This window comes from Niallia sp. FSL R7-0271 (genome assembly GCF_038005785.1).
Lineage (GTDB): Bacteria > Bacillota > Bacilli > Bacillales > Cytobacillaceae > Niallia.
In genome coordinates this window covers 3,905,587-3,921,118 of the sequence record NZ_JBBOTZ010000001.1, presented here as the reverse complement: position 1 = coordinate 3,921,118, position 15,532 = coordinate 3,905,587, and the positions used below count along the sequence as shown (strand labels likewise).

13 protein-coding genes are annotated in these 15,532 nt (G+C 37.2%); 11 read left to right on the top strand and 2 right to left on the bottom strand.

The annotated features are described in order from the left end of the window. Positions 1-3: 3 nt before the first annotated feature. From walK to rlmH, 7 genes are all read left to right on the top strand, one after another. Positions 4-1,836, top strand: coding sequence for a cell wall metabolism sensor histidine kinase WalK (gene walK / locus MKX82_RS19900; RefSeq protein WP_233319061.1), 1,833 nt, complete (start codon positions 4-6; stop codon positions 1,834-1,836). Then, on the top strand, positions 1,833-3,152 hold the full coding sequence (locus MKX82_RS19895) for a YycH family regulatory protein (RefSeq protein ID WP_233319059.1): 1,320 nt from the start codon (positions 1,833-1,835) through the stop codon (positions 3,150-3,152). Before walK ends, MKX82_RS19895 begins: the two co-directional genes overlap by 4 nt. Further along, the gene (locus MKX82_RS19890; RefSeq protein ID WP_237942180.1) at positions 3,139-3,951 is read left to right on the top strand and encodes a two-component system regulatory protein YycI; all 813 of its coding nucleotides are present in this window, start codon (positions 3,139-3,141) and stop codon (positions 3,949-3,951) included. The genes MKX82_RS19895 and MKX82_RS19890 overlap by 14 nt, the downstream gene beginning before the upstream one ends. 7 nt (positions 3,952-3,958) lie before the next feature. After that, on the top strand, positions 3,959-4,747 hold the full coding sequence (locus MKX82_RS19885) for an MBL fold metallo-hydrolase (RefSeq protein ID WP_192486398.1): 789 nt from the start codon (positions 3,959-3,961) through the stop codon (positions 4,745-4,747). A gap of 242 nt (positions 4,748-4,989) precedes the next feature. Continuing rightward, entirely contained in the window at positions 4,990-6,195 is a 1,206-nt protein-coding gene (locus MKX82_RS19880; RefSeq protein WP_233319055.1) for a S1C family serine protease, read from the top strand. Positions 6,196-6,308: 113 nt separating this feature from the next. Further along, positions 6,309-6,563 carry a CxxH/CxxC protein gene (locus MKX82_RS30425; protein WP_445738835.1) on the top strand — a complete coding sequence of 85 codons (255 nt, stop codon included), beginning with the start codon at positions 6,309-6,311 and terminating at the stop codon, positions 6,561-6,563. 80 nt (positions 6,564-6,643) lie between these two features. After that, positions 6,644-7,123: a 23S rRNA (pseudouridine(1915)-N(3))-methyltransferase RlmH gene (gene rlmH / locus MKX82_RS19870; protein WP_341079313.1), complete on the top strand. Its 480-nt coding sequence runs from the start codon at positions 6,644-6,646 to the stop codon at positions 7,121-7,123. A gap of 329 nt (positions 7,124-7,452) precedes the next feature. On the opposite strand, the gene MKX82_RS19865 is transcribed toward rlmH, so the two are convergent. Next, a complete protein-coding gene (locus MKX82_RS19865; RefSeq protein ID WP_192486402.1) occupies positions 7,453-7,935 on the bottom strand; it encodes a GyrI-like domain-containing protein in 483 nt (160 codons plus the stop codon). 109 nt (positions 7,936-8,044) lie between these two features. Between MKX82_RS19865 and MKX82_RS19860 the strand changes: the two genes are divergently transcribed. Continuing rightward, on the top strand, positions 8,045-9,007 hold the full coding sequence (locus tag MKX82_RS19860; RefSeq protein ID WP_341079310.1) for a helix-turn-helix transcriptional regulator: 963 nt from the start codon (positions 8,045-8,047) through the stop codon (positions 9,005-9,007). 219 nt (positions 9,008-9,226) lie between these two features. Here MKX82_RS19860 and MKX82_RS19855 read toward each other — a convergent pair whose 3' ends face one another. Beyond that, a complete protein-coding gene (locus MKX82_RS19855; RefSeq protein WP_192486404.1) occupies positions 9,227-9,988 on the bottom strand; it encodes an IclR family transcriptional regulator in 762 nt (253 codons plus the stop codon). A gap of 360 nt (positions 9,989-10,348) precedes the next feature. Between MKX82_RS19855 and MKX82_RS19850 the strand changes: the two genes are divergently transcribed. From MKX82_RS19850 to MKX82_RS19840, 3 genes are all read left to right on the top strand, one after another. Beyond that, on the top strand, positions 10,349-11,731 hold the full coding sequence (locus MKX82_RS19850; protein ID WP_341079307.1) for an MFS transporter: 1,383 nt from the start codon (positions 10,349-10,351) through the stop codon (positions 11,729-11,731). Positions 11,732-11,736: 5 nt separating this feature from the next. After that, on the top strand, positions 11,737-13,341 hold the full coding sequence (locus MKX82_RS19845) for a glycoside hydrolase family 43 protein (protein WP_341079305.1): 1,605 nt from the start codon (positions 11,737-11,739) through the stop codon (positions 13,339-13,341). Between the two features lie 193 nt (positions 13,342-13,534). Further along, positions 13,535-15,517 (top strand): YjhG/YagF family D-xylonate dehydratase, encoded by a 1,983-nt coding sequence (locus MKX82_RS19840; RefSeq protein ID WP_192486407.1) that lies wholly within the window; start codon positions 13,535-13,537, stop codon positions 15,515-15,517. Positions 15,518-15,532: the final 15 nt, after the last annotated feature.

Sequence of the window (15,532 nt, the reverse complement as noted above, 5' to 3'; positions counted from 1 at the left end):
TTAATGAAAAAAGTTAGTTTTTTTAGATCAATTCATGTAAAGCTAATGATAATAATTGTATTGCTCATACTCATATCGATACAGATTATCGGTGTATACTTTGTACAAAAGCTGCAGTCCACTTTAATCGAAAACTTTAAGACCTCTATTCAGGAAAAGGTAAATATAGTTTCTATATATATGGAGGAACAGTTTGTAAAAGAGCGGCCAGTAGAAAATGCCGATACAACTCTTGAAGAAGATGTGAGAAGACTGTTAAGCGAGCATAATAATGCAACAGATATTCAGGAGATAAGGGTAATAAATAATAACTCCATTATTATTGGTACCTCAGATCCTGAAAAACAAAATTTAGTCGGACAGAAAATGGTGCAAAGTAAAGTTAGAAGGGCTATGTCCAATTCTTCGCAACCGACTTCCTATATTAGAGTTACATCCAATAAAAAAGAATATGTGTTAATTACGCCAATCAGGCAGCAGGGCGGCGAAACTGTTGGGGTAATTTATACTGTAGGTAAGATTCAGCAAGTGTATGACAGTCTGGACAGTATAAACAGTATCTTTCAAAAAGGGACAGCTATCACTTTAATTGTCACAGCAGTACTGGGGATTTTATTAGCAAGAACAATTACAAGACCAATTTCTGATATGCAGAAACATGCTTTTGCACTTTCTAAGGGAAACTTTTCACAGAAGGTTAAAGTGTACGGATTTGATGAAATTGGACAGCTGGCAATCACTTTTAATAATTTGACAAAAAAGCTCCAAGAATCTCAGGCATCTACAGAAAGTGAAAGAAGAAAGTTGTCCTCTGTCCTTTCTTATATGACTGATGGCGTTATCGCCACAGACAGAAAAGGGAGAATTATTCTTATCAATGAACCTGCTGCGAAAATGCTGGATGTTTCACGTGAAACAGTCTTATCGGAACCGATTATTCAGTTGCTTGGTTTAAAGGATAAATATACTTTTGATGAACTGCTTGAGGAACGGGAATCTGTTATTTTGGATTATAGTACAAATTATGAACCATATATTCTTCGAGCGAATTTTTCTGTCATTCAAAAAGAAACAGGCTTTGTAAATGGCTTAATTACTGTACTTCATGATATTACGGAACAAGAGAAAATTGATATGGAAAGAAAAGAGTTTGTGGCGAATGTTTCTCATGAGCTCAGGACCCCATTAACGACGATGCGAAGCTATGTGGAAGCATTGGCAGAGGGTGCATGGCAGGATGATGGACTTGCTCCAAAGTTTCTGGAAGTGACTCAAAACGAAACAGAGCGAATGATTCGCCTTGTAAATGATTTGTTACAGCTGTCCAAGCTCGACAGCAGAGATTACAAGCTGAATAAAGAACTAGTTGATTTTATGGTGTTTTATAATAGAATCATTGATCGTTTCGAATTGACAAAGGAACAAAACGTTGTCTTTGAACGGAAGCTGCCAAAACACGCAGCATTTGTGGAAATTGATGAAGATAAATTAACACAAGTGCTCGATAATATCATTTCAAATGCAATGAAGTATTCTCCTGAAGGTGGGAAAATTACGTTTTCTATAAAAGAACAGGAGCAGCAAATCATTGTGAGTGTAGCAGATAATGGTGTTGGCATACCGAAGGAAAATATAAGCAAAATCTTTGACCGTTTTTACCGTGTAGACAAAGCGAGAACAAGAAGGCTCGGTGGAACTGGTCTTGGCTTAGCTATTGCGAAAGAAATGGTTGAAGCACACGGGGGAAGAATTTGGGCATCAAGTAAAGAAGGAAAAGGCACGAAGATTTCCTTTACACTTCCTTATATTCAATCTGAAGAGGATGATTGGGTATGAATTATGAAAATATAAAAAGTTTAGTACTGACAATTTTAGTGATGTTAAGTCTGCTCATGTATTATTTGCTTTGGACAGATCAAGGTAACACAACAGAGCTTCCAACTGATAATATTGTGGAGCCTGAAAAAATCGGCAGCAAAAAAGAGGTAGCTGATATTGTTCGACCCGATAGAATTTTCCAGCATGTAGATGGTGAAACTTATGGTACAATTTCAATGGACGAAATAAATTCAGTTCTAGAAGTGTTAAAAACGGTCGAATACGGAAGTCTTGAGAATATTTCCGAAGAAATAAATGATATACCTTCTTTTATTAAACAAGAAACAGATAGTATGGAAATTCGTTTCCCAGGTCAGACACCTTTCAGTCTATATAGGGATATTCTTCATATCGAAGAGAGCAATCTTTTTAATTTTGACACGATTCTTGTATCCTATAATCTTGTGAATGAAGATGAAGGAACGGTTTACTTTATTTCAGAGAAAGAAAACAAGGTTTATAAAAGCAATATTTCTGTTAGTTATATCAATAACATTAAAGACCTCCAGAAAAATATTACTGCTGAAGAAACGCCTTACAACGCTTATTTCAGCTATCAGGCAGGAAGTAAGCTGATCTATTTGCCAACAGAAGAAACTGAAATAAATAGATATATATATAAGAGCGAGACAGTTGATTCATCTAGACTTAAAAATGCTATTTTTACTAACTCAAGTTTAGCTCAAAAGAGCGTTGAGACAAATCAGGAAGTTTATACAGATGATACTAGTATCTTGAGAGTAATAAAGGATACACATGTGGTTAATTTTAAAAGCACATCTGGGATTACCGTAAATGAGCTTAGTCCAAATCAAATCATCGAGAATAGCATTGACTTTGTGAATAGCCATGGAGGCTGGGTTAACAGCTTTTTATATGTAGGCAATGATAATGATCAAAGTACGATTAATTTCCGTATTTATAATGAAACAGGCTTCCCAGTCTTTAACTTGAAGAACGGCCTTTCTTCTATAAAGGTTAGCTGGGAAAATAATAAGATAGAGCAATTCATTACAAGCAACCTGACGATAACAGCAAAACCAATTGATACAACAACTCAAAAGCTAGATTCAGGAAGTTCTGTGTTAAAGGAAATTAAGTCCTCGGAAAACTTCGATCCTGATAAGCTGGAGGCTATTGTGCCAGGCTATGATATGGTCATAACCAACCCGAGCTATGTTTATTTAGAGCCAAGCTGGTTTTACTTATATAATGGGCAATGGCGTCAATTAGGGGAAGTGAAGACAGGGGGCACAAAAAGTGGATTGGAGTAAAATTAAGACTATTTTTATTGTAGCCTTCTTACTGTTGGATATATATTTGATATATGAGTACACACAGTTAAAAAAGGATAATGAACAGTTTGAGACAGAAGAGCCAGAAACACCAATCGCAAAAACATTGGCACTTGATGGCATTAAGTATGATGAAGACAAGTTTCCATCAAATGTAGAAAAAGGTCAGTATTTAACAGCAAAATCTATGACTTTCAGTGATGAGGATGTTGAGGAGCTTGAAAAAAGCAGGCTAAGCGGTCAAAGTATTAGAGTTCAAGATTCTACTATGCTACAGTCTATATTAGAAAAACCAATAAAGCTAAGTGATGAATTTAAGAAAGAAGAATTGGCTGATTTTATTAAGAATAATATTTTAAATGGTGATCAATATGTATTCTGGGAGAAGAAGGATAATACGATTACCTATTATCAGCAATATAATGGCAAGACTTTATATCACAATTTAAAAGGAGAATTGACCTTTTTAGTGAATGAAGAAAATAATATCGTATCCTATAATCAAACCTATCTGCAGGACATTAAAGAATTCGATGAAAAGGAAATGCTCGTAAAGCCGTTAGAGGCCATTTTTGCCCTCTATAAGAATGCCTATTTAGAAATGGGTACTTATATCTCAAATGTGGAGCTCGGCTATTATTCACAGCAAAATGCGCCATCTGTACAGCTGCTGGCGCCAACTTGGAAGATTACGATCAAAGGACAGAAAAACCTTTATGTCAATGCATTGAATGGGGAGATTATTAAGCCAGAGATGGAAGAGACGAAATTGGAGTGAACAAAACATGCATTTTAGTGTTCTCGCGAGTGGGAGTACAGGCAATGCTATATATGTAGAATCAGGGGAACATGCTTTTTTAGTTGATGCAGGCTTGAGCGGAAAGCAGATGGAAACACTGTTCCAAGGCATCGACCGAAAAATGGACAAGCTGTCTGGTATATTCGTTACACATGAGCATAGTGATCATATTAAAGGTGTTGGCATTATAGCGAGAAAGTATAAGCTGCCAATTTACGCTAATGAAAAGACGTGGAGGGCAATGGAGCCTCTAATTGGGGAAATACCGGTTGAACAGAAGTTTCAATTTGATATGGAAACAGTCAAAACATTTGGAGATGTCTCCATTGAATCATTTGGCGTTTCCCATGATGCGGCAGAGCCAATGTTTTATATTTTTCATCAAGGAGATAAAAAGCTTGTGCTTATAACGGACACTGGCTATGTGAGTGACCGCATGAAAGGGATTATCCGCAATGCTGACTCCTACGTTTTTGAAAGCAATCATGATGTACAAATGCTCAGAATGGGAAGATATCCGTGGAATATTAAAAGAAGGATATTGAGTGATGTTGGCCATGTTTCCAATGAAGATGCTGCTATTGCAATGAGTGAGGTCATCGGTGACCGCACCAAGCACATTTATTTGGCACATTTAAGCATGGATAATAACATTAAAGATTTGGCAAGGATGTCAGTGACACAAACTTTAGAACAGCGTGGTATTGAGTTATCAGATCAGTTAGGCCTGTTTGATACAGATCCTAAAAAACCGACAAACTTAATGGCCATCTAAATGAAAGCAAGCAGAATTATTCTGCTTGCTTTTTTTGTTCAGCTTTTAAGTCATAAGCAAGATTTCAGCTTAATAAAATGGTTATGGACTACAACTTCCTTCATTACTTAGTTTGTTTTTACGAGAAATAGGAAAAATTAATAAGGTAATTATAGGTGCAGCTTTGCTAAGATAGCGTTGTCTTTAAAGAATAAGGACATACTAAGAAAAACATTGTTAAAGAAGGAAGGGCGGTATTAAAGATGGCAAATGATGAGGAATTTCGTTATGAAGAATATAAACGGAGCAGACCTCAGCGAAAACGCAGAGGCTACTTTTTTGCTGGCTTAGTTGGTGCAATTATTGGGGCATTAATCATTGTCCTGTTGCTTCCCCGTTTATCCCAATTAGGAATACTGTCCATGCTGCAAGGTTCAAACAGCGGAACAAATTACAGTGGAATCACACAAGGTGTAACTGTTGATGTTGATACAGATGTTACAAAAGCAGTTGATATTGCTGCTGATGCAGTTGTCGGAATAACAAATTTACAAGAGTCAGGTTTTTGGGCAGATGCAAGTGAATCCGAGGCAGGCACAGGTTCTGGAGTTATTTATCGCAAAAGCGGAAATGCTGCTTATATCGTAACAAATAACCATGTTGTAGAAGGAGCTTCAGAGCTTGAGGTTACCCTTGCAAACGGTAAAAAAATTAGTGCTGAGCTTATCGGTAGCGATATATGGACTGACTTGGCAGTGCTTAAGGTGAGTTCACAGGAAATTACGAAGGTTGCTGAGTTCGGGAATTCAGACGCGCTTAAGTCAGGCGAACCAGTTATAGCTATCGGAAATCCCCTCGGTCTAACCTTTTCTGGTTCGGTTACACAAGGAATCGTCTCTGGGCTCGACAGGACAATTCCAGTTGATATCAATAATGATGGAGTTGCTGACTGGCAATCAGAGGTTATTCAAACCGATGCGGCAATCAATCCAGGTAACAGTGGAGGAGCACTAGTTAATATTAAGGGTCAGCTTATTGGCATTAACAGTATGAAAATCTCTGAATCCTCTGTAGAGGGAATAGGTTTGGCTATCCCTATTAATTCTGCCATTCCCATAATAGAAGACCTCGAGCAGAATGGTGAAGTACAACGCCCTTATATGGGAGTTGAGCTTGAGTCTGTGAGCGATATACCAGGGTATTATCAAGAAGAGGCGCTTAAGCTGCCAAAAGACTTAACTACAGGTGTTGCCATTAAATCAGTCTCTCCTAATTCTCCTGCAGAAAAGGCAGGCTTAAAAGAATTGGATGTTATTGTTGAACTGGATGGTGAGGAGATTACCGATTTAGTAGAACTTCGCAAGCATTTGTATACAGATAAAAAAGTCGGCGATAAGCTTAAAATTAAATATTATCGTGAAGGTAAAGAGAAAACAACAGAACTTACATTAGCAGAAGATAAGATGTAAAGGAGGGGAGATTGTCCCTCCTTTTTTGTTTTATTAAAAAAGGTATTGATTATTAATTGTGGACAATTATTTCCTGAAGAAGTTGCAGTTTCAGCAAGGAATGGTAAGATGGAGTGTGGATAACTTGTTTTGATTATAAAAAGCAAAAATATCCACAGACTAAAAAAGAAATAAATGAACTGAACAGAACAAAGGAGTTTATGAGTATGATATACAGCTGCGAGGAACATGTTGATATAGCAATAGATACAATCGTTAATGAGTATGAAACATTCCCGTCTTTAGAGAAAATAGACGAAGAAAAAAAGTTATCAACAACCTGTGAATATTGTAAAAATAACGCAATATATATTGTGGCGAACAAGTGATTCCATACTATATGTGGATTAAAAATGTGGATATGTGGATAACTTCTGTGGATATATTGTTTGTAAAGTGAGGAATAACTGTGAATATCTCGATTATAACTGTTGGGAAATTAAAAGAAAAATATTTAAAACAAGGAATAGAAGAATATACAAAGCGACTATCAAGTTATTCTAAAATAGAAATAATTGAAGTGCCAGATGAAAAAGCCCCAGAGGTTTTAAGTGAGGCAGAGATGATTCAAGTTAAGGACAAAGAGGGGGAAAGGATACTTGCAAAAGTGCCGGCTGACGCTCATGTCATCGCATTATCCATAGAAGGTAAACAAAAATCCTCCGAAGAGCTTGCCGAAACATTGGATAAGCTCGCAACCTATGGAAAAAGCAAAGTAACCTTCATTATTGGTGGTTCGCTAGGCTTGAGCAGCCAAGTATTAAAAAGGGCAGACGACAAGCTTTCCTTCAGTAAGATGACTTTTCCCCATCAGCTTATGCGCTTGATATTGGTGGAGCAGGTTTATCGGGCGTTTCGGATTAATCGGGGGGAACCGTATCATAAGTGAATGATTCTCTCGTTCGCAAGCAAGTGTATGTAAAACGTGAGGAATAATCATGTCAGGACTAAATGTGTTAGCTTCTTAGCTAGGTCGAAGTAATGAACTGGCACATAAGCTTGTTCAAGTAGAATATCATGATGGTATGGTAGAAATAGTTACCGGGAAAAGAGAAGCATTTAACAGCTTCTCAACTAAAAAGAGTTAAAAACGCTTATAAAACATTAAAAGCTAATTTTTTGTTCATTCAGGATAATCTTATTAGAAGGAATATCCTGACTGAACAAATACAAATTACAGCACTCTAAGTCAATTGTAATCACATTTGCTATTAGCTTTTATTTCTTAACAACCGGAATCCACATTTCACCATATATTAAACCGTTTCGCTGCTCCATCTCAACACTTGCGTTTGGTCCACCAACATAAGCGATATTCTGTACTTCTGGCAAGACTTGACCAAAGGCAATCCCAGTAAGTTTATTGCTTAGCTCCTCAGCTGTCAGTGCTTCTCCTTTGACAATTAAATAGAATCCTTTAGGAAATTGGATAACTCTAGATTCCTCTTCTGGTAAGGTTTCCTCTGACATGACACCGGCATAATGCATCATTTTGTTATTCACTGCCTCGTTAACAGCAAAAATATAGTCATTTGTAGCGAGTGCTTTTAAAGTGTTAAGTCTTCCATCTTGTTTGACAGCTTCCCAAAAATCTGACTTTTCTTTATTTATACCGGCATAGTCTGTATAATCGCTTTTTAGCTCAATTCCCAAACCTAAAACCGTAAAGCTTTCTTTTTCTTCTAAAGTATACTCTGCCATATTCAAAACCTTCCTTCTTGAAATTTTTCAAATGACTTGTGTTTTCACTTGATGTGTTTATAATAACCTTTAATCATGTCAAAAAATGATACTGTTTAGGAGATCCTTTATGAAAAAAGTTGAACGGATTAATACTGTTATGCGCTATATTAATAATCGTGCCCATTTTACAATTTCTGAAATCATGCAAGAATTTAATATCTCTCGTTCAACAGCTACCAGAGATATCAAAGAAATTGAAAGTATGGGAATGCCGCTTGTTGCTGAGGTTGGAAGGGACGGAGGATATTATGTAATGAACAACTCTGTTTTGCCTAATGTTCACTTTACCGATAGTGAAATCAAAGCTCTTTTTATTGCCTTCATGGCAACAAGAAATCAACAGCTTCCATATCTTAAGAGCAGACAGTCTTTGGCTGAAAAGTTACTTGGCCTTCTTTCAGAAAATCAACAAGATGATTTAGTGCTTTTAAATCAAATTTTACTGTTTGAAGGAACCAACCCTCATAATCCTGATCTCCTTGATTTATCGGACCTTCCTCATCCAACATTGGAGAAACTTATCCAAACACTACTTTTGGATAGCTATTTACTGATTAGCATTAAAGAGGAGAAGGAAATAAGCTCTTATCCAATTTTTCTCCTGCATCTATACCGTGAAAAAAGTCTATGGATAATTGAATGCTTTGATTTAAAAGACGAAAAGAGGAGAATTATTCCTGTCGACAATCTCACCAATGTAGAACCATATCCTACAAAAAATAGAGTAAGTAAGAAAAAAATTTTAGAAAAACTAAGTAAACAGCAGGAAGTATACAATATTGTCTTGGAACTTGGTCCAAGGGCGATTGCACAATATAAAAAATACCATCCACTAAAGGTATCCATTTCTTATACGAATCCTTATCAAACTGCAGCTATTCTAAAGGTTTTTATTAACGTTAAAAACCCAGAGGAATTAACTGAATGGACAAACTGGTTGCTTTTTTTAGGTAGAGATATCAAGGTCAAGGAATTGCCTGAAGAGGTTTTAGATGATTTGCGAGAGAGATTATGGTTATTTGATGCATAAGCGGTGCTAGTTATCAATATATCTCGAGCGGTGCATTACGACAAATAACTATACGTAAGATGGAGTAATATAAATAGCGTAGAAGTTTATCAGATTTTAATTATTGAGAATAAGGTAGCTAGACATAATCATTATCTTTAATGTTTAGCTACCTTTTAAAAAGCTAAGCTATAATCAAATCACTCTTTTACTGTAGTAAGATAATAGACTCCTTCAAGGCTATAGTCCATGATAACCCAATTGCTTTGATAGTTCTTGCCCGGATTTTTTCAGTAAGGTAATATATTCATCCAATTCACTATCATTAACCCTAGCAGTTAAGGTGGAGATACTGATGCCAGCAATTACTTTATTCTCATGGTTTAAAAGTGGTACAGCAATACAGCGTACACCTTGTTCATTTTCCTGATTATCAACAGCATAATATTGGGCACGTACCTTTTCAAGTTCTTTTAATAGGTTTGCTTCATTCGTAATGGTATTTTCAGTTGGTTGGGTGTATTCGTAACTATTTAACAAACGTTTAATATCTTCAGGCAACTGATAAGCCAAAAGGGTTTTACCAAGTGCTGTAGAGTGAAGGGGGATTCTTTTTCCTATTTGGGAATAGCGGATTACCGCCTTTTTACCCTCTACCTTATCAATATACACACTATATTGACCATCTAAAATTCCGAGATGTGCAGTTTGACCGGTTTCCATTGATAAATATAGAAGATATTTTCTAGCAGTTTGTCTTATATCCAATGTATTAACAACAACATTACCTCGTTCCACCAGTTTAAGTCCTAATCTGTACTTTCCATTTTCGTTATTCTGACTAATATAACGCTCTTCCAACAGGGTCTTCAGCAAAGAATGAAGAGTACTTTTATGAAGACCCGTTCGTTCACTTATTTCCGTAATTTTCAGTTCTGTTGTATGTTCATTGAATAAATCTAGTATCTTAAGTGCCCGTTGGACCGATTGAATAAGGGGCATAGTCAACTCTCCTTTTAGTTTTATAATATAAAACAAAGTATCGTTATTATAAAAGTAAATTATATATTAAGCAAATATTTAACTAAAAATTCAGAAATGAAATGGCTTTCTTTTTAAGAAGGTGTTATAATTTGGACGAATAATCTAAATAATAAAATGCTGTTTTATAATATAAAACAAAATAAAGCTGTTTGAACATAGTTTAGAATGGAACAGTATTTTACAAGAAAGAGGGGAACAGCAAAAGAAGTAATCATTTTGTAAACTTAGTTCGTCTAATAAACGAACTAAGTCGATTTACCTCATGTACCTAAATGTTATTTGCTTCAAGTAAAAATAAGGTTTATAAGGGGGATTAGGATGAATACAAGTCTTGCTGAGAAAATACCAGCAGTACCTAAGGGAAAAATTAAAATGAAGGAAAAGGTTGGTTATGCAACCGGAGATTTAGCTTGCAACTTCATTTATCAAACAGTAAGCAGTTACTTGTTATTTTTCTATACGGATGTTTTTGGGATTACTGCTGCAGCAGCTGGATTAATGTTCCTCATTGTTCGTATGATTGATGCAATTGCAGACCCACTTATTGGAATTTTTGTGGATAAAACGAATACGAAATATGGAAGATTTCGTCCCTACCTTTTATACGGAGCTTTTCCATTTGCAGGTGTAGCCATCCTTTGTTTCACAACTCCAGGGTTTTCTGACCCTATGAAGTTAGTGTATGCCTATATAACATATACACTATTATCAATCACGTATTCTGTAATAAACATTCCTTATGCAGCACTTACTTCAGCAATTACTCAAGACAATAAAGAAGTTGTCAGTTTAACGTCTATTAGAATGCTATTTTCAAATACTGGTGGATTAATTGTCTCCTTTGGAGTACCTCTCTTGGCTGGGATTTTTACTACTATGACTGGGAAAACAAGCAGTGGCTGGCAAATTACAATGTCACTCATGGGTATTTTAGGAGCTTTACTGCTAATTTATAGCTTCAAGAATACAAAAGAACGAGTTCCAATAAATCACTCGAAAGAAGCAAAGGTTAATGTGAAAGATATTTTTCTTCAACTAAAGGTAAATCGTCCGCTACTAATTGTTTGCTTTTTCTTTATTTTAAATTTTGGTGTTAACTCAATTGTCAATTCAGTTGGAATTTACTATGTCACTTATAATGTTGCAAGACCAGATTTAGTAAAGTGGTACGGTTTAATGGGAACGCTTCCAGCTCTTGTTCTAATGCCATTAATGCCAATGCTATACAAATGGATGGGAAAGAAAAAGTTGCTATTCACTGCTCTAGCTTTGAAGGCAGTTGGCTTAATTGCCTTATTCATGATTCCTGCAACAATGGTTCCACTTGTGTTTGCAGGGCGTTTAGTATCGGCATTAGGTACCATAACAGCAGGTGCATTTACTTGGGCATTAATTCCGGAAACCATTGATTATGGGGAGTATAAAACAGGTAAACGGGCGAGTGGTGTCATTTATGCATTGGTTGGATTTTTCTTCAAGTTTGGTATGGCAATAGGAGGAATTGTTCCGGGCTTAATCTTATCAAAGTTTGGTTATGTCGCTAATCAAGCTCAAACTTTAACAGCATTAAACGGTATTTTAATAACAATGACTGTGATACCTGCAGTGTTTGTTATCATCGAGCTTGTTGCAATTTTCTTCTATAAGTTAGATGAAAAAGAACACAAAAGAGTGCTTGCTGAATTAAATAAGAGAGGATGATGAACATGACAACGATAAAGAATCCAGTATTAAAAGGCTTCAATCCAGATCCAAGTATTTGTAGGGTTGACGAGGACTATTATATTGCAGTATCAACATTTGAATGGTTTCCTGGAGTACAAATCTATCATTCAAAGGATTTAGTCAACTGGCATATTATTTCGCGCCCGTTAAATCGAGTTTCATTAATTGATATGAAAGGAAATCCAAATTCAGGCGGCGTATGGGCACCGTGCTTAACTTTTGCCGACGGGAAATTCTGGCTTATTTACTCTGATGTAAAAATGCATTCAGGTGCATGGAAAGATACCCATAATTATTTAACAACCTGTGAAACAATTGATGGTGAGTGGGCAGACCCGATTTATTTAAATAGTTCAGGCTTTGATCCTTCTCTTTTCCATAATATAGATGGAAGAAAATATATTGTTAATATGCTTTGGGATCAGAGGACCTATAAACACTCATTTGGCGGTATTGTTATGCAAGAATACTCCCCTGAGAAAAAACGTTTAATTGGGAAGTCACAGGTGATTTTTGAAGGTACAGACATCAAGCTGACAGAAGGACCGCATTTATACTACATTGACGGTTATTACTATTTACTAACAGCAGAAGGTGGAACAAGATATGCGCATACTGCAACTCTAGTCAGGTCTAAAAATATTGATGGACCATATGAACTGCATCCAGATCACCCGTTTCTTACTTCTTGGCACGACCCAAGAAACCTATTGCAAAAATGTGGTCATGCTTCAATTGTACAAACACATACAAATGAATGGTATTTAGCCCACCTGACTGGTAGACCACTGCCACATGATGATAAACCTGTGTTGGATTTTCGTGGGTTTTGCCCACTTGGAAGAGAAACGGCTATTCAAAAACTGGAATGGAGAGACGGTTGGCCATATGTTGTTGGTGGAAAACAAGGCTCAAATGACGTAGAAGCACCAAAAATGGAGGAAGTAAAGTGGGAGCAGGATTTTAAACCAATTGACCACTTTGATAGCACTACCCTTAATCATCACTTTCAGTCACTACGGATTCCTTTAACAGAAGATATAATGTCCTTGACAGATAAACCAGGAAATCTACGACTTTATGGTAAAGAATCGTTAACGTCCTGCTTTACGCAAGCAATGGTTGCCCGTCGCTGGCAGTCGCTTCACTTCAATGCGAGTACAGCAGTTTCTTTCCAACCTACTACTTACCAGCAGGCTGCAGGTTTAGTTTGTTATTACAATACCGAGAACTGGACATCTATACAAATCACTTGGAATGAAGAAAAGGGAAGAATTCTTGATATTGTTAGATGCGATAACTTTATTTTCTCACAACCGCTTGAAGGTACAGAAATTCAAGTTCCAGATACGGTTGAGTATGTTCATTTAAGAGTAAAAGTTAGGGTGCATACCTACCATTTTTCCTACTCTTTTGACAACAAAACTTGGACGGATATTCCTGCAATCTTTGAGTCTTATAAGTTGTCAGATGATTATGTCAGACTTAATGGATTTACTGGAGCATTTGTTGGTTTACACTGTCAGGACACGAGCGGGGGAAGTGTACCTGCTGATTTTGATTATTTTGCCTATGAAGAATTATAGTAGTTAGCTGGTCATTTAGGTAGAAGAAGTGATTTATCTTATCATTCTAAATATCTTAAAAAAGCAAACGAAATAAAAAATCCAATAATAGTGGTTGATTATAAAAATGCTGATTACAAAAGGTATTATAGTCATTTTTAAATCAGCATTCTCTGTTACGTTCATTAAATAAAAAAATCAGAGGAGGTTTACTATGGCGATAGATTCTATTTTCGGTACCAATAAAGCAATTTATAAAATAAGGACACATGCAGCTGGACCAGAGGGTTCCTTACCATTAACTCCTGAAATGTTAAGAGAACGTCCGAGCGGAGATATTTTTGGGATGACTATGAATGCTGGTATGGGGTGGGACCCTGCCAAATTACTTGGAAAAGAAGTATTGATCATAGGAACATTGGGTGGCATTCGTGATCAAGACGGCACACCGATTGCTTTAGGCTTCCACACCGGTAATTACGAATTAGGACTTCAAATGAGGGCTGCTGCTGAAGAAATTTCTAAGTTGGGCGGGGTGCCTTTTGCATCTTTCGTAAGTGACCCATGTGATGGTCGGTCTCAAGGAACACCAGGAATGTTTGACTCGCTTCCTTACCGTAATGATGCAGCTATCGTAATGAGACGGTTAATTCGCTCCCTCCCAACTGGACGTACTGTAATAGGTGTTGCTACTTGTGACAAGGGCTTGCCGGCGACAATGATGGCGCTCGCTTCCATGCATAACCGTACAACTATCCTTGTTCCAGGTGGTTCTACTCTCCCTCCTACAAAAGGAGAGGATGCTGGACAAGTTCAAACAATTGGTGCGAGATTTGCAAATAATGAGCTTTCATTGGAGGAGGCTGCAAGACTTGGTTGTGTAGCATGCGGATCTTCTGGAGGAGGATGTCAATTCTTAGGAACAGCAGGAACAGCCCAAGTTGTTGCAGAAGCACTGGGATTGGCATTGCCCCACTCTGCTTTGGCACCTTCTGGTCAGCAGGTCTGGGAAGAAATTGCAAAACAGTCAGCAAGAGCGGCATTGGAAATGGAAAAGAAAAGAGTTACTACGAAGGATATTATTACAGATAATGCAATTGAAAATGCGATGGTTATTCACGCTGCCTTTGGAGGATCTACAAACTTGTTGCTGCATCTCCCAGCTATTGCACATGCAGCTGGATGTAAAGTACCGACAGTCGATGATTGGGAAAGAATTAATAAAAAAGTTCCTCGTTTAGTTAGTGTATTGCCAAATGGGCCAACTAATCACCCAACTGTTCGGGTTTTCTTAGCTGGAGGGGTACCTGAGGTTATGCTTCAACTAAGAAAATTAGGACTCCTTCACGAAGGGGTTCTTACAGTGACGGGAGAAACGCTTAGAGCAAATCTTGATTGGTGGGAAACATCTGAACGCCGTCAAATATTTAGAAACCTATTATTCGAACATGATGGAGTTCAACCGGATGATGTCATCATGAGTCCCGTTCAGGCTAAAAACAGGGGCTTAACTTCAACGGTAACGTTCCCAAAAGGAAACTTAGTACCAGAGGGTTCTGTTATAAAGTCAACATCTATTGATCCAACTGTAGTTGGGGAAGATGGCGTATATCGCCATACAGGACCAGCTAAAGTTTTTACCACTGAAAAATCTGCTATAAGAGCAATTAAGTTAGGTGAAATTGAAGCTGGGGACATTATGGTTGTGATGGGTGGGGGCCCATTAGGAACAGGGATGGAAGAAACGTATCAATTAACATCTGCTTTAAAGCACTTGTCTTATGGAAAGCATGTTTCCTTGATAACAGATGCACGATTTTCTGGTGTTTCAACAGGGGCATGCATTGGTCATGTTGGACCAGAGGCCCTAGCAGGGGGGCCGATAGGTAAGTTACGCCATGGGGATATGATTGAGATTATTGTAGATCGGGAAAATTTAGTTGGATCTGTTAACTTCGTTGGAACAAAAGACAAAAGTTTGAATAATGAAGAGGCAGAAAGTCTTTTAGAAGCACGTAAGCTGCATCCAGACCTTAAACCGAATCCTGGTTTGCCAGATGACACACGTTTATGGGCTGCGCTTCAAGCGGCTAGCGGAGGTACTTGGAAGGGTAGTGTTTACGATACGAATCGAATCATCGAAGTTTTAAATGCTGGTATGAAAGCTTTAAATGAAAAGATTGAGAAAGAAGTATAAAAAATAGATGTTAGG

Bases quoted from the DNA above. Each gene is read 5' to 3' on its own strand.
- MKX82_RS19880 (WP_233319055.1), top strand. From the start codon at position 4,990: ATGGCAAATGATGAGGAATTTCGTTATGAAGAATATAAACGGAGCAGA.
- MKX82_RS19860 (WP_341079310.1), top strand. From the start codon at position 8,045: ATGAAAAAAGTTGAACGGATTAATACTGTTATGCGCTATATTAATAAT.
- MKX82_RS19840 (WP_192486407.1), top strand. From the start codon at position 13,535: ATGGCGATAGATTCTATTTTCGGTACCAATAAAGCAATTTATAAAATA.
- MKX82_RS19885 (WP_192486398.1), top strand. From the start codon at position 3,959: ATGCATTTTAGTGTTCTCGCGAGTGGGAGTACAGGCAATGCTATATAT.
- walK (WP_233319061.1), top strand. From the start codon at position 4: ATGAAAAAAGTTAGTTTTTTTAGATCAATTCATGTAAAGCTAATGATA.
- MKX82_RS19865 (WP_192486402.1), bottom strand. From the start codon at position 7,935: ATGGCAGAGTATACTTTAGAAGAAAAAGAAAGCTTTACGGTTTTAGGT.
- MKX82_RS19850 (WP_341079307.1), top strand. From the start codon at position 10,349: ATGAATACAAGTCTTGCTGAGAAAATACCAGCAGTACCTAAGGGAAAA.
- MKX82_RS19855 (WP_192486404.1), bottom strand. From the start codon at position 9,988: ATGCCCCTTATTCAATCGGTCCAACGGGCACTTAAGATACTAGATTTA.
- MKX82_RS19895 (WP_233319059.1), top strand. From the start codon at position 1,833: ATGAATTATGAAAATATAAAAAGTTTAGTACTGACAATTTTAGTGATG.
- MKX82_RS19845 (WP_341079305.1), top strand. From the start codon at position 11,737: ATGACAACGATAAAGAATCCAGTATTAAAAGGCTTCAATCCAGATCCA.